The organism is Nonomuraea salmonea (assembly GCF_042428605.1).
In the GTDB taxonomy this organism is placed as follows: Bacteria; Actinomycetota; Actinomycetes; order Streptosporangiales; family Streptosporangiaceae; genus Nonomuraea; species Nonomuraea salmonea.
This window is the reverse complement of the sequence record NZ_JBHMCF010000011.1, coordinates 938,207-954,579: the sequence shown is the minus strand read 5'-3', so window position 1 is coordinate 954,579 and position 16,373 is coordinate 938,207. Positions and strand designations below refer to the sequence as shown.

Here is a 16,373-nt window from a genome sequence, read left to right as displayed (position 1 = left end):
CCGCCTGGGAGCCCGCCCGGGAGCCCGCCCGGGACAGGCGGGGTGAGCGTGTGCGGACGGTGTCCTTGTCGCCCGGGGGGCGTAGATTGGCGGAATGACCTTCGACTACGCGGCGCGGCGGGCGCGGCTGGCCGAGTCGCTGGCCGGCCACGAGGTCCACGCGCTGCTCGTCACCTCGCCGGTCAACGTCCGCTATCTGACCGGCCTGGCCAGCTCCAACGCCGCCGTCCTGGTGGGCGCCGACGGCGGCGCGGTGCTGGCCACCGACAACCGTTACATCGGCGCGGCCAGGGCGCTCGACCTGCCCGTGGTGGAGGCGGCCGACGTCGCGGCGCGGCTGCTCACACCCAGCCCCGGCGCGCAGGAGGGCACCAGAGGGGTGGGCATCGAGGCGGGGTGCATGAGCGTGGCCACATACCTGCGGTTGGGCGAGGGTCTCGTGCCGCTCGGGCCGGTCGTGGAGCGGCTGCGCGCGGTCAAGGACGAGCAGGAGCTCGACCTCATCCGCACCGCCTGCGCGCTCACCGACCAGGCGTTCGCGGACGTCGCGCCGCGCATCGCCCCCGGCATGACCGAGCGCGAGCTGGCCCGCCTGCTGGAGCAGCGGATGGCCGAGCTGGGCGCCGACAAGCCCGCGTTCGACACGATCGTGGCGGCGGGGGAGAACGGCGCGGTGCCGCACCACAGCCCCACCGGCCGCGAGCTGCGCGCCGGAGACCTGGTCACCATCGACTTCGGCGCCCGCTACCAGGGCTACCACGCCGACATGACCCGCACCGTCAGCCTGGGCCCGCCCGCCGCCTGGCAGCGCGAGCTGTACGACCTCGTCGCCGAGGCCCAGCGCGCCGGACGGCATGCCCTGACCCCGGGCGCCGGGGCCAGGGAGGTCGACTCCGCGGCCAGGTCGATCGTGGCGCTGGCGGGCCACGGCGAGCACTTCAGGCACGGTCTCGGACACGGTGTCGGCCTGGAGATCCATGAGGAGCCGTTCCTCGGCCCGTCGAGGACCGGTAGACTAGAGGATCGAGTTCCGATCACCGTCGAGCCGGGGGTCTACCTCCCGGACCGGGGCGGGGTTCGCATCGAGGACACGCTCGTGACACGTGAGGGCGGGCCGGAACTCTTCACCAAGACGACCAAGGAGCTGCTCGTCCTTTAGAGCGGCCGCACGCGGGAGAAGAACGAGTGGCGACGACCAACGACCTCAAGAACGGCATGGTGCTGAAGCTCGAGGGCGGTGAGCTCTGGAGCGTTGTCGAGTTCCAGCACGTCAAGCCGGGCAAGGGCGGCGCGTTCGTGCGCACCAAGCTCAAGAACGTCCTCTCCGGCAAGGTCGTCGACAAGACCTTCAACGCCGGGGTGAAGGTCGAGGTGGCCAACGTCGACAAGCGCGAGATGCAGTACTCGTACAAGGACGGCGACGACTTCGTGTTCATGGACACCGAGACCTACGACATGGTCAACGTGCCGGCCGGCACCGTCGGCACCGCGGCCAACTACATGCTGGAGAACACTCTGGCCACGGTCGCGTTCAACGAGGGCTCCGCGCTCTACGTCGACCTGCCCGCCGCCGTCGAGCTGACCATCTCCAACACCGAGCCCGGCCTGCAGGGCGACCGCTCCACCGGCGGCACCAAGCCGGCCACGCTGGAGACCGGCGCCGAGATCAAGGTGCCGCTGTTCATCACCACCGGCGAGAAGGTCAAGGTCGACACCCGCAGCGGCGAATACCTCGGCCGGGCCTGAGGTGTCGGCACGCGGCAAAGCACGCAGGAGAGCGCTCGACATCCTCTTTGAGGCCGAGCTGCGCGACGAGGATCCGCTGAAGATCCTCGCCGAGCGCGTGGAGCGGCAGGAGCCGCCGGTCAACGAATACACCTCGACCCTCGTCGAGGGGGTCGCGAGGCACCACGCGCGCATCGACGAACTCATCACGACGTACGCCGAGGGCTGGACACTCGACCGGATGCCGGCCGTCGACCGTAATCTGCTGCGCGGCGGCACGTACGAGCTGTTGTGGATGCCCGGCGTGCCCGAGGGCGTGGTCATCAGCGAGTGGGTGCACCTGGCGGGGGAGCTGTCCACCGACGAGTCGCCGCAGTTCATCAACGGGCTGCTGGCGCGCTTCAAGCAACTCAAGCCAAGCCTCACCCTTTAGACACCCATTAGGTACCCCGTTTCGGGGGACCGGAGGGCCACGTTCGGGGTACGTTTCCAACCACGCCGGTCCGTACGGATAAGGGGCGCGTCACCAGCCGCGACGCGCCCTTTTCCCGTTCTCGCAGGTGAGCGACCGGGTTTTCGTCGGTGCCGCTGGCTAGGGTGACCGCATGGTGACAGAGGACGACGTACGCGGGCTGGCGCTCGCGCTGCCCGAGACCGCGGAGCGCGCCATGTACGGCACGCCCGCCTTCTACGTGCGCGGCAAGTGGTTCGCCCGGATGCGGGAGGAGGGCGACCTGCTGGTGCTCCCGGTGCCGTCCGAGGAGCACAAGCACGAGCTCCTGACCGCTGAGCCCGCCACGTTCACCACCACGCCTCACTACGACGGGCACGCGATCGTGCTCGTGCGGCTGGCGGCGGTCGATCCCGGCGAGCTGGGCGAGCTGCTGGCGGAGGCGTGGCGGTTGCGCGCTCCCAAGGGCCTGGCGGCCGCCGCAGAGCCGGCTGACGGCCACGGGCGCGGCTCACCGTGACCCACGGGTGGCCCGGCCGCCGCCCGCAGGGCTGAGCGCCGCTCAGACGGTGACGCGCCGGCTTTCCGTAATGGGTCCTTCAGCGGGGGAGCGGGTGCTCCCGCGTACGGCGTAGGCTGGGGCCCGTCCATGGAGAATGCCGTCCGCGAAGTGCACGTTTCGCGAGACGCGCGAGCCGCGTCTCGCGGCGGCCTGCCCGGTCGACCCGGGCGCCGCCCGTGGGGCGCCGGTCGCGGCGGAGAGGGAGGCGAGCCGAGGTTGCGTGCAGAAGGCGTCACCACGAGGACCCCGGCGGTGCGCACCGCCGTCGTCTGGGACGCGTTGCGATCCATGCTGGCCGAGCGCACGGCGGCCACCGGGCGGACGTCGCTCGACATCGTCGACGCCGGCGGCGGCACCGGCGGGTTCGCCGTGCCGCTGGCCGAGCTCGGCCACTCCGTCACCGTCGTCGACCCGAGCCCCGACTCGCTGGCCGCGCTGGAGCGCCGCGCCAAGGAGCGCGGCGTGAGCGTGCGCGGCCTCCAGGGCGACGCCGCCGACCTGGGCGAGCTGCTCAGCCGCGACGCCGCCGACCTGGTCCTGTGCCACAGCGTGCTCGAATACGTCGAAGACCCGATCAGCGCGCTCACCGCCGTTGCCGGGCTGCTGCGCAGGGGCGGCACGGTCAGCGTGCTGGCCGCCAACCCGGTAGCCAGCGCCATCCACCGGGCGCTGACCGGGCAGTTCGACGAGGCCAGGGCCGTGCTGAGCGACCCGGGCGGCACCTGGGGCGACCGCGACCCGACGCCGCGCCGCTTCTCCGCCGAGACGCTGGCCGAGCTGCTGGGCGCCACCGGGTTCACGATCGGCTCCATCCACGGCGTGCGCGTCTTCGCCGACCTGGTGCCGAGCCGGCTGCTCGACGGTGAGCCGGGCGCCGCCGAGGCGCTGGTCGCGCTGGAGCAGGCCGCCGCCACCCATCCCGTGCTGCGCGACGTCGCGACGCAGCTGCACGTGCTCGCCCACCGGACCTGAGCCCGCGGAAGGGAAGAATCGATGACCGCTCCCCTCGGTGTAGAACGCCTGTTCGGATAGAATCGGCGGCGTGTCTCGCAAGCAGATCACCGGCATCGGCCCCGCTCCGCGGACCGGGGTCGATGACAGCGGCTGCCCGATCCTCCACGTCGACATGGACGCCTTCTACGCCAGCGTCGAGCTGCTCGAGCGGCCCGAGCTGAAGGGGCGTCCGATGATCGTGGGCTCACCGGCCGGGCGCGGCGTCGTGCTCAGCGCCACCTACGAGGCCAGGGCGTTCGGCGTGCACTCGGCGATGCCGATGAGCCGGGCGCGCCGGCTCTGCCCGCAGGCCACGATCATCCCGCCGAGTCACGGCAAATACTCCGAGGTCTCCAAGGGCGTCATGGAGATCTTCCACGCCATCACCCCGCTGGTCGAGCCCATCGCGTCCGACGAGGCGTTCCTCGACGTGGGGGGTGCGAGGCGGCGGCTCGGCCCGCCCGCGACGGTGGCCGCCATGATCAGGGAGCAGGTGTCGGAGCGCTACGGCATCACGTGCTCCGTGGGCGTGGCGAGCAGCAAATTCATCGCAAAACTCGCCTCCAAGCAGTGCAAGCCCGACGGGCTGCTGGTGGTGCCCGCCGACGAGGTGGTCGACTTCCTCCACCCGCTGCCCGTCTCGGCCCTGTGGGGCGTCGGCGAGCGCACCGAGCAGTCCCTGGTACGCCTCGGCATCCGCACGGTCGGCGACCTCGCGAGGGTCCCGCCCACCACCCTCCAGCGCGAGCTGGGGCAGGCGGTGGGCGGCCATCTGGCGGCGCTGGCCTGGGGGCGCGACGAGCGTCCTGTGACCGCCCATGTCCCCGACAAGAGCATCGGCAACGAGGAGACGTTCGCCGCCGACGTCGACGATCCCGACGTGATCAAGCGTGAGCTGCTGCGGCTGTCGGAGCGGGTCGCCGCTCGCATGCGTAAGGCCGGTCACGTGGGAAGAACTGTAAGTGTGAAGCTACGCCGAGCCGATTTCACCACGATCAGCCGGTCGCGCACGCTGCGTGAGCCGACCGACGTGGCTCAGGTGATTTACGCCACAGCCTGCGAGCTGTTCGATGCGGCCGGGCTCCAGCGGGTGCGGCTGCGCCTGGTGGGGGTCCGGATGGAGAACCTCCGACCGGCCGGCGAGGCCACCCGGCAGCTCAGTCTCGGCGAGAAGGAGACCGGGTGGCGCGAGGCGGAGCAGGCCATGGATCGCGCGATCCACAGATTCGGTCCCGATGCGGTGCTCCCTGCGTCGCTGGTACGTGGCAAGCTTGATGAAATAGAGACATGACGTTCGATGTCAGGACTTGCTGGGGGCGTCCGTGTCAGGATTTTGGGGAGAGGGAGGCGAGATGGGCCACAATGGAGCCATGACGTCACCTCCGGTTTGGTCTGCGTTGGACGTTTGCTTTCGCCTACGCCTACAGCCTCGTATTCTGGGGATAACCGACCGCGAGGTTCGGACACCCCGTGTCGTCCGTTGCCGTCTTCCCCGTCCTGGGGCCGTCCTTGGGAGGCGCCGTGCCGCTCTCTGAGCACGAGCAGCGCTTGCTCGACCAGATCGAGCAGGCCCTCTACGCCGAGGACCCGAAGTGGGCCAACACCGTAAGGATCAGCGACCCGCGCAGCCATTACAAGCGTCGCCTGGTCAAAGCCTCCATCGGCTTTGCCCTCGGCGTCGTCGTCATGATGGTCGGCGTCGTCGTCAGTGGCACCGCCCTGATCCCGCTCGGCGTCGGCGGTTTCGTGGTCATGCTCGCCGCGTGTCTGTGGGGCCTGTCCAGCTGGAAAAAGATGAACGGGTTCGGAGACTCCGCCCCCGCCGCAGGCACGGCCACTCCTCCGGGCAAGCAGGCCCGCCGGGGCAACCGGGGCAGCTTCATGGAGCGCATGGAAGAGCGCTGGCGCCGTCGCCACGACGAGCGCTGACCCGCGAGGCTAGCTGACGCGGCCGCCCCCGGCACGGGGCGGCCGCTCGCATGCCCACCCCCCCGGCCGCCCGCCGCCCGCCGGGCGCCGTGGCCGCCACACGAGCCGCGACCACCCGACCGGTGCGTTCCAGGGGGGTGAGTTCAGCGCCTCAGCAGTCGCGACATGACGCGCCCGGCCCTCGCGGACCCGGCCGATGCCGTCTTCAGCGCCCCAAGTGACGCGACCGCCCGGCCCCGTACGGGGCCGGGCGGTCGCTGTTTCGAAGTCAGGCGCCCTTTTGGGAGGTGCGGCGCAGTCTGATCGTCTCCAGCAGGTCGAAGCCGTCGAGCAGGCGTTCGCCCAGCATCCGGATGCGCCGCAACGTGGACGGCGGCATCAGGACGGCGCGCAGCCGCCGCCCGCGTGACACGGTGGCCGCCAGCGCCAGGCGCACCTTGCGCAGGTCCTTGCCCATGGGCGCGATCCTGCCCGGCTCCCGGGCGAACAGCACCCGCTCCACGTTGCCCGCGATGGCCGTCATGGCAGCGGCGGACTCGGCGTCGAACTCGTACTGCTGGGTGAGCCGCCGGGCCAGCGCCCGCGGGGTCTCGCTGGGCAGGCGGGCCATGCCGTAGTCGTACAGGACGTCGTCCAGCTCCGCCCACACGGCCGCGACGGTGGTCTGGCCGCGGCCCACGGCCATCCTGGCGGTCAGCTCGTCGGAGGGCTGGGAGACCTTCCAGGTGAGGCGGCGTACCCGCCGGTTGCGCGAGACCAGCCGCAGACCCGCCGGGATCAGCAGGACGAGCAGCAGCGCGCCCGCCCCGATGCCGATCTTGCCGGCCAGCGGCATCGAGTCGTCGGGCGGCAGCGTGCCGGTCGCGACGGTGCCCTCGCGGTCCAGCTCGCGGATGTTGCGCCGGGCCTGCGGGTCCTGCGGGGCGTCCGCCTCGGAGCTGGTGGCGCCGGGCGACGGCTCGCTGGTGGTGGCGGCCGGCTCGGGCCGCGGCCGGGAGTATTCGGGCACCCGGGCGCTGCCCTGGCCCGCGGCGCCGGATGGCGTCGGCTCGAACGGCAGCCAGCCCACGCCCTCGAAGTACAGCTCGGGCCAGGAGTGGGAGTCGTTCGTGCCGACCTCCCAGTGGTCGCCGACCTTGGTGCCGCCGGTGTAGCCGATCGCGACCCGCGACGGGATGCCGATCAGCCGGGCCAGCACCGCCATCGACGCGGCGAACTGCTCGCAGTAGCCCGCGCGCGAGCGCAGCAGGAAGTCGCTGAGCGCCGAGTTGCTGTGGCCCTGCGTCTCCAGGTTGTAGGTGAAGCCGCCGTCGGTGGTGAAGAACTCCTGCAGCATCACCGCGGCCTCGTACCTGGTGTTCGCCTCGGCGGTCTCCTTCTCGGCGAGCTCCAGGATGCCGGGCGGCAGGTTCTCGGGCAGGGCGAGGAAGCGGTCGTCCACCTGGGGCGGAGTGTTGTCGGTCGCGTCCAGCAGGTCGGCGGTGGGCTGGGGCTCGCTGGTGCTGACGTCGTACTCGATGCCGGCGGCCTCCTCGCGGGTGGAGAAGACCATGAGCGTGTCCACGTCGGCCCGCCAGTCACCGTCCACCTTGATCTGCCGCGGCGGGTACGGCAGCGGCAGGAACTGCAGCCGCGCGATCTCGTCGCTGATCCTGACGTTCGTGACCACGTTGTTGATCTTGGGATCGCGGCCCAGCCCCGGCGGGGCGGGCAGCGGGCCGTTCTCGGTCCTGTTCTGCGGCGCGCCCTTCGGCTGGGTCATGCCGAACTGCTGCCCGTCGAACGTGTCGAGCGCGTAGATGCGCAGATAGCGGGGCTGGTCGTCGTTGTTGGTGTAGGTCAGCACCACCCGCCGGTCCGGCAGCTGCAGTTGCCCCTTGAGGTTGGCGATGGGGTTGGGGATGCTGATCGAGTTCCCGGGCCCCGAGCCGCGCCCGCCGACGCCGAAGGTGAAGAACGACACCGGCTCCATCGCGGGCAGCGCCGCCGGCAGCAGCACGGCCAGCACGATCGCCGCGAACCCGATGCGCTTGCCCGACAGCCGCAGCCCGCTGGTGTCGGCGGTGTCGCGCGGCGGCGTCCCCTGGGACGGGTTCACCACGCGGGTCCGGCGTACCAGCACCGCCCGGCCCCAGTGGCCGATCCGCTCGCGCCCGTCGGAGATGAGCAGCCCCACGAACCCGAGCGCGGCGATGATGAACGCCGGCCAGCTGATCGGGTCTGTCAGGATCGTCGCCGGCACCGTGGCCAGCGCCAGCAGCGGCAGCCCGGCCAGCGCCGCCCGGCGCAGCCGCGCGGCGAGGAAGTCCACGGCGATCGCGATGAGCGCCACGCCGCCCGACGTCAGCAGCGTGATGCCGTCGGTGTCCGGCACGGGCGCCGCGAACCGCTGGATGTCGGCCCACCCGACGCCGAGCAGCCTGACCAGCTCCGCCACCGAGTCCTTCGTCGGCACGATGAGCGCCCACGCCTCCTCCGAGGCGAAGGAGACGGTCAGGAAGATCCCCGTGGCCGCCAGCCCGACCAGCGGCGCCGCCCACGCCGGCAGCGACAGGCGGCTGCTCAGCAGGCCCGCCGCGACCACGGCCAGCACCGCGCCGAGCGAGGTCCAGAACCAGGCGCCGCCCGCGAAGAGGGGGTAGAGGAGGACGGCCGCGGTGAACGCGGCCACCCCCGAGGCGATCGTCAGTCTCATGCCGCCCCTCCCGCGGGATCGAGCACGTATCTGCCGCGTCCCGCGGCGTCCGGCCAGACGGTGGCGATGGAAGTGCCCGCGGGCAGGGTGACGATGCGCCAGCCGTACCCGGCGAGCACCGTCTCGACGGCCCGCTGGTTCTCGGCGGCGGTGCCGTCGCCGCCCTCCCACGAGCTGACGTCCAGCAGCACCGCCACCGCGGTGATGCCGCTGTGCCGCAGCCTGCCCAGCTCCCTGGCCTCCTCGGGCTCCATCGCGCCGAGCACGGCGACGATCAGCCCGTCGCCGCCGCCCTGGCGCAGCGCCGAGACGCCCATCTCCAGGGAGCGGGCCGGGCTGTGCCTGATCACGGCGAGGGTGTCCAGCAGGGAGTGGCTCAGGCCCTGGTCGGTGAGGTGCTCGGCGCCCTGGTCGGTGACCAGCCGCAGGCCGAGGCCCTCGCGGGCGAGGTGCACGCCGATCGAGGCCGCCGCCGAGACGGCCACCTCGAACGACGAGCGCGGGCCCTCGCCGCGGTGCGCGTGCCTGCGGGTGTCGAGCAGGAGCGCGCCGCGGCTCTGCCACTGCTGCTCCTCGCGGCGCACCATCAGCTCGCCGTGACGGGCCGTCGAGCGCCAGTGCACCCGCCGCAGGTCGTCGCCCTGCCGGTATTCGCGCGGCGCCACGTCGTCGTCGCCGGCCGCCGCCACACTCCGCGTACGGCTGTCGCCGCCGCCCGTCCACTCACCTGACAGCCGTACGTGCGGCAGCGCCACCACCTGCGGCGTCACCACGAGCGTGTCGCTGATCGTGAACGACCGGGCCAGCTCGACCAGCCCGAACGGGTCGGCGATGCGGATCGACAGCGGCCCGATCGTGTAGCGCCCGCGCAGGTCGGAGCGCACCCGGTAGTCGATCTCCCGCACGCCCCTGGCCTCGACCCTGTCCAGCACGAACCTGGGCCGCACGCCCAGCGCGTACGGCACCGTGTCCTCGATGAGCAGCAGGCCGGTGGGCAGGCGGGTGACGTTCTCGAGGCGCAGGGTCACGGTGGCCTCGCCGCCCACCTCGGCCCGCGCCGGGTCCAGCCGCCTGGCGCAGCTCAGCCGGTAGCGCGTCCGCGCCACCACCATCGCGGCCAGCAGCGGCAGCGCCGTGATCAGGACGCCGATCCTGAACAGGTCGTTCTCGCCCAGGAGGACGGCCATGACCAGCGCCGCGATCCCGGACGCCAGGAACGATCTGCCCCGGGAGGTCAGCGCCCGCAGCCCGGCCCTCACCGCGCCTCTTCCGGCGGGCGCGGGTCCTGGATGTCGGCCATCAGGCCCCCCGCGTCTCCGGCACCGGGACCCGCCTGACGAGGTCGGTCACGACCTGCTCGGGCAGGCGGCGCTGGCCCTGGGCCTCGATGCTGGGCAGCAGGCGGTGCGCCAGCACGGGGATGGCGAGGTCCTGCAGGTCGTCGGGGATGACGTAGTCGCGGCCTGACAGCGCGGCGTGCGCCCTGGCGGCGCGTACGAGCTGCAGCGTGGACCTCGGGGAGGCGCCCAGTCGCAGGTCGGGGGAATGGCGGGTGGCCACGACGAGGTCGATGGCGTACTTCTTGACCGGCTGGGAGACGTAGACGCCGCGTACGGCCTCGATGAGGGCGCGCACCTCGGCGGTGGTCGCGACCGGCTCCAGCTTGTCGAGCGGTGAGGTGCCGCCGTGCACGTCGAGCATCTCCAGCTCGGCGGTCGGCTCGGGGTAGCCCATCGCCACGCGCGCGGTGAAGCGGTCGCGCTGCGCCTCGGGCAGGGGATAGGTGCCCTCCATCTCGATGGGGTTCTGGGTGGCGATCACCATGAACGGCGCGTCGAGCTGGTACGTCCGCCCGTCCACCGTCACCTGCTGCTCCTCCATGCACTCCAGCAGCGCGGACTGCGTCTTGGGCGAGGCACGGTTGATCTCGTCGCCGACGACGATGTTGGCGAAGACGGGACCGGGCTTGAACTCGAACTCCCGCGTCTGCTGGTTGTACGCGCTGACCCCGGTGATGTCGCTGGGCAGCAGGTCGGGGGTGAACTGCACGCGGCGTACCGGACAGTCGATGGAGCGCGCGAGCGCCTTGGCGAGCATCGTCTTGCCGACTCCCGGCACGTCCTCGATGAGGAGGTGGCCTTCGGCGAGCAGGACGGTAAGGGTGAGGCGGACGGCGTCGCTCTTGCCCTCGATCACCGATTCGATGGCCTGCCGGATCCGGTGGGCGGTGGTGACCAGCTCGTCGAGCTGGGGAGGGACGTCATGGGTTACTGCCACCAGGCCTCCATGAGAAGTGCGACGGCTGTCCCGGTACGGTGCCTTTGCGGGAGCCATGCCATTCCTTTTCCATTGTCTGTACGACCCTACGACGCTGCGGGTTCTGTAGCGACATTTGTGGATATTCAGGGAACACCGGTGATGTTCCGGTTCTTGTGGCATGGTCGTGCGAATCCCGTGACACAGCGCACCGCCATGTGCCCCGCGAAGCGCCCCACTTTCCTCCACCCCGAGCTTCGCCGCCCCCGCGAAGGCCCTATTTGAACGGCGTTTCAAAGCCCCGACACGCCCATGGCGGTCGCCGCCACCCCACCGCCCCCCACCCCAGGCCATGCCTCTGACCTGCGGTAACGCAAGGGAAACCGATGATGAAGACGGTTCGAATCAGTTGACGGTGGGGAGAAGTGGAGTATGGTGGTGCGCAGTGGAGGGCCCGGTGCACCAGCGCTGAGCGCTTCACGAGGCACGGGAGGTGGGGCCGGTGTTCCTCGGCACCCATCAACCGCGTCTGGACGACAAGGGACGGCTGTTCCTGCCGGCTAAGTACCGTGAGGAGCTGGCGGAGGGTCTTGTGATCACCAAAGGCCAGGAGCGATGCCTCTACGTCTTTCCCGTGGAGGAGTTCCAGCGCATTACCGAGGCTCTCAGCACCGCCCCGGTCACCGCCAAGGCGGTACGTGACTACAGCCGCGTCTTCTTCGCCAGTGCGTCCGACGAGAAACCAGACAAACAAGGACGCATCACGATCCCGCAGGGCCTTCGCGCGTACGCGGGCCTGGAACGTGACTGCGTCGTCATCGGGGCCAACACCCGGCTGGAGATCTGGGACGCGCAGGCCTGGGACACCTATCTCAGCGCACAGGAGCAGGCGTTCGCCGAACTGTCGGAGGAGGTGCTGCCAGGGATCTTGTAGGAACCACGGTCGATCCGTCGGTGATGTCGTTCGGCGAGGTCTCCACCCGCAACCACTGTCCGCCAGCTGATGCACCTTCCCCGGTGTCAGATGGCGGGCGTCCACGAAGAGGGTGCGGATGGGGACCTGGCCGGGCGGCGCCGGGTGGGGACCCAGGAAGGACCGGCGATCGACCGATGAACGCGTCATCCGCGAGCAGGGACGCGAGAGGGGGGTTGGAGATGGACGACAGCGTCGCCAAGGGCGGTCACGTTCCGGTGATGCTCGAGCGCACACTGGAGCTGCTCGGCCCCGCGCTGTCCGGCCCCGCCCCCGTCGTCGTCGACGCCAACCTCGGCCTCGGCGGCCACTCCGAGGCGCTGCTCGCCGCACATCCCGCGCTGCACCTCATCGGCATCGACCGCGACCCCTTCGCGATCGAACACTCCACCCGCAGGCTGAGCCCCTACGCCGACCGCATCACCCTGGTCCACGCCTCGTCCGCAGACCTGCCCGACGTGCTCGCGCGCGCCGGGCGCAGCACGATCGACGCGGCGCTGTTCGACCTCGGGGTCTCCTCGCCGCAGCTCGACGAGGCCGAGCGCGGGTTCGCCTACTCCTACGACGCGCCGCTCGACATGCGCATGGACACCTCGCAGGAGCTGACGGCGGACGAAGTGGTCAACACCTACTCCGCCGCCGAGCTGACCCGCATCCTGCGCGACTACGGCGAGGAGAGATTCGCTCAGCGTGTCGCGGGCCTGATCATCAGAGAACGTGCCAAAGAGGCAATAACCTCGACGAAGCGGCTCGCGGAGATCGTTCGCGAGGCCATCCCCGCCGCGACCCGGCGCACCGGGGGAAACCCCGCCAAGAGGACTTTCCAGGCGCTGCGCATCGAGGTGAACGCGGAGCTGTCCGCCCTGGAGGCGGCGCTGCCCGCGGCACTCGACGCACTGGCGCTGGGTGGGCGAGTCGTCGTGCTCTCCTACCACTCACTCGAGGACCGGCTCACCAAGCAGGCCCTCACGGCGCGAACCAGGGACACCAGCCCTCCCGGGCTGCCCGTCCCGCTGCCGGCTCACCAGCCGAGGTTCCGCCTGCTGACGAGGGGAGCAGAGCTCCCGAGCGAAGAAGAGCTCGCCCGCAACCCGCGGGCGGCCTCGGCCCGGCTACGGGCGGCAGAGAGGATCCGTGTTGACGACTGAGCAGGAGACCGGCCGGGGGGCTCCCGTCCGCCGCGCGGTGCCCAAGACGGGCACCCGCAGGTCGGCCGTGTCGCAGCAGCCCAAGCCGCGGCCCCGTATCGACACGCGGCCCGAGGCCGGGGGCAAGGGCTCGGCCGCCGAGCGGGCACGCGCGGAGGCCGCCGCCGAACGCGCCCTCCTCGACGGGCGCGCCGGCGCGCCCGGCGCCGCCCGCGGCAAGGCGCCCGCGCCCGAGCGCGGCAAGCCGGCCCCCGCACGAGGGGCGGCTCCCGCGCGCGGCAAGAGCGCGACCGCCGAGCGGGGCACGCCCGCTCCCGTGCGTGGCAAGGCGCCGGCTCCCGAGCGAGGCACGCCCGCTCCCGTGCGTGGCAAGGCGCCGGCTCCCGAGCGGGGCAAGACCGCGCCCGCACGCGGCAAGGCCGCGGCTCCCGAGCGGGGCACGACCGCCGCTCCTTCGCGGGGCAAGACCGCGGCTCCCGGGAAGGCGCCCGGCACCGAGCGTCCCGAGGCGGCCAAGGGCCGCGCGCGCGTCAAGGCGCCGGCGGCACGCCCCGCGGGCGGCCGTGGGCCCGCGCGGCGGCAGCGCACGCCGTTCGTGCTGCTCGTCGTCGGCCTGCTCTGTGGCGGCCTGGTGAGCCTGCTGCTGCTCAACACCATGCTCGCCCAGGACACGATCACCGACGCCAAGCTGCGCGAGGAGATCGCGGTGGCCAAGCGCGAGAACGAGAAGATCGACCAGGAATACCAGCTCAAGACCCAGCCGGGGAACATCGCCAAGCTGGCCGAGATGCAGGGCCAGCACACCGACTGGGACGAGGTCAACGCCTACAGCAGCGCCGGTGACCAGGCGAGCCAGGCGGATCCGCAGCGGTGAGGGAAACAGGCGGCAGGGGGCAGGGTCCCGGCCGCGGCGCAGGCGGCGCCGGCTCTCAGGGAGGGCCAGGCGCCGCTCGTCGTACGCCGGGCGGGCCCGGGAGGACGGCACGTCAGGGCGGCGCGTCGCGCGGTGATTCCGGGCGCGACCCGGGGCGCGGGGGCTCCTCAGGCGAGGGGCGTCCGCCGTCGCAGGAGAACCCGCCGCGCCGGCCGCGCGATCGCGACGACCCGCTCGACCTGCCGTTCGGCCGCGAGACCTTCGGCCCGGACGACGGCCGCAACCGCCGCCGCCCCGACCCGGCCGACGACTCGGCCCACGGCGCTGCCCGTGACTCTGCCCGTGACTCCGCCCGCGACGGCGACCGTCCCGGCGCCCGCAGGCGTCCCCGCGACGACGAGGACGCGGGCGGCCGCCGCCGTCCGCACGACGACGAGCGCCCTCGGTCACGGGGGGCCCAGGGCCGCGACGACGACCGGCCGCGTGGCCGCAACCCCCGCGACGACGACGATCGGCCGCGTGGGCGCGGTCCCCGCGATGACGACCGGCCGCGTGGCCGGAGCTCCCGTGATGACGATGACCGGCCGCGTGGGCGCGGTCCCCGTGACGATGCCGATCGGCTGCGTGGGCGCGTGCAGGGGCGTGACGACGATCGGGGGCGTGCGGGCGGTTCGTCCGGCGGCCCAGGCGGCCCAGGCGGCCCAGGTGGTCGTGCGGGCGGTTCGGCGGGCAGGCCGGGTCCCGGCGCCGGCGCCAGAGGGGCCGGGCAGGCCGGGGGCAAGACGCGGCGTACCGCCGATGAGGACTCCCGGGGGCGGGGCCAGGACGCGTTGCGGCGTACCCCGTCGGGGAGCCCCAGGCCGGCGGCGGGTGCGCGGCCCGAGGCGGCGCGGGGGCGCGACGGCGCCACGGCCCGGCGCGGCCCGCACCCCGGTTCCCGCAGCGGCGCCGCAGGTGGCTCGCGGGGCGGTGCCGACGTGCCGCCGCCCAGGGGACCGCGGCGCCCGCCGCCGCGCCCGCCGCTCGTGCTGCGGCTGGGCAACCCGCGCAGGCGCATCAACATCGGCTTGATCGGCATGACGTTCGTGCTGTCCATCTTCGCGGGCCGGCTCATCCAGCTGCAGGGCCTCGACTCCAAGGTGTACGAGGCCGCGGCGGCCAAGCAGCGCCTGCACACCGTGACGATCCCGGCCAAGCGCGGCGCGATCACCGACGTCAACGGCCACAACCTGGCCGTCACGGTCGAGGCCCGCGAGGTGTCGATCGACCCGACCAAGGTGCCCGAGGCCATCAGGGCGAAGGCGGCCGCGATCCTGGCCCAGCAGCTCGGCAAGAGCGAGCAGGACATCGCCGCCAAGCTCGCCAGGACGGGCACCCACTACCAGCTGCTGGCCAGAGACGTCGACCCGGTCGTCGCCACCCGGCTGATGCAGGCCCGCATCCCGGCGCTCTCGGCGAAGAAGACCTACCGCAGGCTCTACCCGGCGGGCGACCTCGCGGGCAGCCTCATCGGGTTCGTCGGCGACGACGGCACCGGGCTCGGCGGCGTCGAACGTACCCAGAACAAGCTGCTGGCGGGCCGCGACGGCGAGCAGCGCGTCGAGACCGGCCGCGACGGCCAGCAGATCCCGATGACCGCCAGCCAGCAGACGGCGCCCGTGGACGGCAGGAACGTCCGGCTCACCATCGACCGCGACATCCAGTGGGCCGCCCAGAAGTCCATCGCCGAGCAGGTGAAGAAGTCGGGCGCCGACAGCGGCACCGTCATCGTCATGGACGTGCGGACCGCCCAGATCGTCGCCATGGCCAACGCGCCCGAGCTCGACCTGAACAACTGGCGCAAGGCCCCCGCGGAGAGCTTCGTGAACAAGGCCGCCGCCGTCGTGTTCGAGCCGGGCAGCACCAACAAGGTGATCACGGCCGCCGCGGCGCTGGAGGCCAAGGCGGTCACGCCCGACACGGTCTACCAGGTGCCCGACCGCATCAAGTGCGCCGACCAGGTGTTGCGCGACGCCCACAGCCACAAGGTGGAGTCGATGACGTTCCGCCAGGCGATGGCGCAGTCGAGCAACGTGGCCACGGTCATGGCCGCGCGCAAGGTCGGCAGCGAGCGGCTGCACGCCATGCTCAAGGCGTTCGGGTTCGGCACCAGGCCGGGCGGCGGAGTCCCCGGCGCCGAGGCCGGTCTGCTGCCCGACTACAAGAAGTGGTCGGGCAGCCAGAACTGCACGGTCGCCTACGGGCAGGGCGTCTCGGTGACCGCGCTGCAGATGGCCAGCGTCTACCAGACCATCGCCAACGGCGGCGTCAAGATGGATCCGCAGATCGTGGCAGGCACGACCGACGCGTCCGGCAGGTTCGTCCCCGCTCCCGCAGGTAAGCAGACCAGGGTGGTGAGTGAGACGACTGCCAAGGAGATCGCGACCATGCTGGAGAGCGCAGTGGGCGAGGAGGGCACCGGCCAGCTGGCCGCCATCGACGGATATCGGGTGGCGGGCAAGACGGGCACCGCCAACCGCTACGATGCCGAACTCGGCCGTTACGACGGTTACACGGCCTCGTTCGCCGGGTTCGCGCCGGCCGACGACCCCCGCCTGGTGGTGCTGTCGGTGCTGCAGAACCCGAAGAACGGCCACTTCGGCGGGCAGCTCGCGGCCCCCGTCTTCAAGGATGTGATGACGTTCGCCATCAAGAGCAAGAAGATTCCTCCCACAGGCTCCGCCGCCCCGCCGGTGCGGAACCGCGCGGGACAGTGACCAGGGAAGGT

The 16,373-nt window shown here is 72.1% G+C and carries 15 protein-coding genes; 11 read left to right on the top strand and 4 right to left on the bottom strand.

The annotated features are described in order from the left end of the window. The first annotated feature begins 94 nt into the window (after positions 1–94). The 7 genes from ACFFR3_RS14760 to ACFFR3_RS14730 all read left to right on the top strand — a co-directional run bounded on the left by ACFFR3_RS14760 (position 95) and on the right by ACFFR3_RS14730 (position 5,660). Positions 95–1,159 carry a M24 family metallopeptidase gene (locus tag ACFFR3_RS14760; RefSeq protein ID WP_379483280.1) on the top strand — a complete coding sequence of 355 codons (1,065 nt, stop codon included), beginning with the start codon at positions 95–97 and terminating at the stop codon, positions 1,157–1,159. A 26-nt stretch (positions 1,160–1,185) separates the two neighbouring features. Next, a complete protein-coding gene (gene efp / locus ACFFR3_RS14755; RefSeq protein WP_345401287.1) occupies positions 1,186–1,746 on the top strand; it encodes an elongation factor P in 561 nt (186 codons plus the stop codon). A gap of 1 nt (position 1,747) precedes the next feature. Continuing rightward, on the top strand, positions 1,748–2,158 hold the full coding sequence (gene nusB, locus ACFFR3_RS14750; RefSeq protein ID WP_345401290.1) for a transcription antitermination factor NusB: 411 nt from the start codon (positions 1,748–1,750) through the stop codon (positions 2,156–2,158). Between the two features lie 172 nt (positions 2,159–2,330). Continuing rightward, the gene (locus ACFFR3_RS14745) at positions 2,331–2,696 is read left to right on the top strand and encodes an MmcQ/YjbR family DNA-binding protein (RefSeq protein ID WP_345401293.1); all 366 of its coding nucleotides are present in this window, start codon (positions 2,331–2,333) and stop codon (positions 2,694–2,696) included. A gap of 330 nt (positions 2,697–3,026) precedes the next feature. Continuing rightward, positions 3,027–3,710, top strand: a complete 684-nt coding sequence (locus ACFFR3_RS14740) for a methyltransferase domain-containing protein (protein ID WP_379483385.1) — start codon at positions 3,027–3,029, stop codon at positions 3,708–3,710. A gap of 70 nt (positions 3,711–3,780) precedes the next feature. Next, complete coding sequence (gene dinB, locus ACFFR3_RS14735) at positions 3,781–5,022, top strand: DNA polymerase IV (RefSeq protein ID WP_364366011.1); 1,242 nt, start codon at positions 3,781–3,783, stop codon at positions 5,020–5,022. Between the two features lie 230 nt (positions 5,023–5,252). Continuing rightward, complete coding sequence (locus tag ACFFR3_RS14730) at positions 5,253–5,660, top strand: SCO2097 family morphological protein (RefSeq protein ID WP_379483279.1); 408 nt, start codon at positions 5,253–5,255, stop codon at positions 5,658–5,660. Between the two features lie 268 nt (positions 5,661–5,928). On the opposite strand, the gene ACFFR3_RS14725 is transcribed toward ACFFR3_RS14730, so the two are convergent. Genes ACFFR3_RS14725 through ACFFR3_RS14715 form a run of 3 tightly spaced genes read right to left on the bottom strand, consistent with a single transcriptional unit; the run spans position 5,929 to position 10,689 of the window. Next, positions 5,929–8,355 carry a transglutaminase TgpA family protein gene (locus ACFFR3_RS14725; protein WP_379483278.1) on the bottom strand — a complete coding sequence of 809 codons (2,427 nt, stop codon included), beginning with the start codon at positions 8,353–8,355 and terminating at the stop codon, positions 5,929–5,931. Beyond that, entirely contained in the window at positions 8,352–9,614 is a 1,263-nt protein-coding gene (locus ACFFR3_RS14720) for a DUF58 domain-containing protein (RefSeq protein ID WP_345401311.1), read from the bottom strand. The genes ACFFR3_RS14725 and ACFFR3_RS14720 overlap by 4 nt, the downstream gene beginning before the upstream one ends. Positions 9,615–9,654: 40 nt before the next feature. Then, on the bottom strand, positions 9,655–10,689 hold the full coding sequence (locus tag ACFFR3_RS14715) for an AAA family ATPase (protein WP_379483277.1): 1,035 nt from the start codon (positions 10,687–10,689) through the stop codon (positions 9,655–9,657). A gap of 424 nt (positions 10,690–11,113) precedes the next feature. Between ACFFR3_RS14715 and mraZ the strand changes: the two genes are divergently transcribed. From mraZ to ACFFR3_RS14700, 3 genes are all read left to right on the top strand, one after another. After that, the gene (mraZ, locus tag ACFFR3_RS14710) at positions 11,114–11,545 is read left to right on the top strand and encodes a division/cell wall cluster transcriptional repressor MraZ (protein WP_345401317.1); all 432 of its coding nucleotides are present in this window, start codon (positions 11,114–11,116) and stop codon (positions 11,543–11,545) included. Positions 11,546–11,766: 221 nt separating this feature from the next. Then, complete coding sequence (rsmH, locus tag ACFFR3_RS14705; RefSeq protein WP_364366022.1) at positions 11,767–12,732, top strand: 16S rRNA (cytosine(1402)-N(4))-methyltransferase RsmH; 966 nt, start codon at positions 11,767–11,769, stop codon at positions 12,730–12,732. Next, the gene (locus tag ACFFR3_RS14700; protein WP_379483276.1) at positions 12,722–13,606 is read left to right on the top strand and encodes a hypothetical protein; all 885 of its coding nucleotides are present in this window, start codon (positions 12,722–12,724) and stop codon (positions 13,604–13,606) included. Before rsmH ends, ACFFR3_RS14700 begins: the two co-directional genes overlap by 11 nt. A 167-nt stretch (positions 13,607–13,773) precedes the next feature. Here ACFFR3_RS14700 and ACFFR3_RS14695 read toward each other — a convergent pair whose 3' ends face one another. Continuing rightward, positions 13,774–14,034 carry a hypothetical protein gene (locus ACFFR3_RS14695; RefSeq protein ID WP_345401323.1) on the bottom strand — a complete coding sequence of 87 codons (261 nt, stop codon included), beginning with the start codon at positions 14,032–14,034 and terminating at the stop codon, positions 13,774–13,776. A 597-nt stretch (positions 14,035–14,631) separates the two neighbouring features. On the opposite strand from ACFFR3_RS14695, the gene ACFFR3_RS14690 reads away from it, so the two are divergent. Then, positions 14,632–16,362: a peptidoglycan D,D-transpeptidase FtsI family protein gene (locus ACFFR3_RS14690; protein WP_446686042.1), complete on the top strand. Its 1,731-nt coding sequence runs from the start codon at positions 14,632–14,634 to the stop codon at positions 16,360–16,362. The last annotated feature ends 11 nt before the right edge of the window (positions 16,363–16,373 follow it).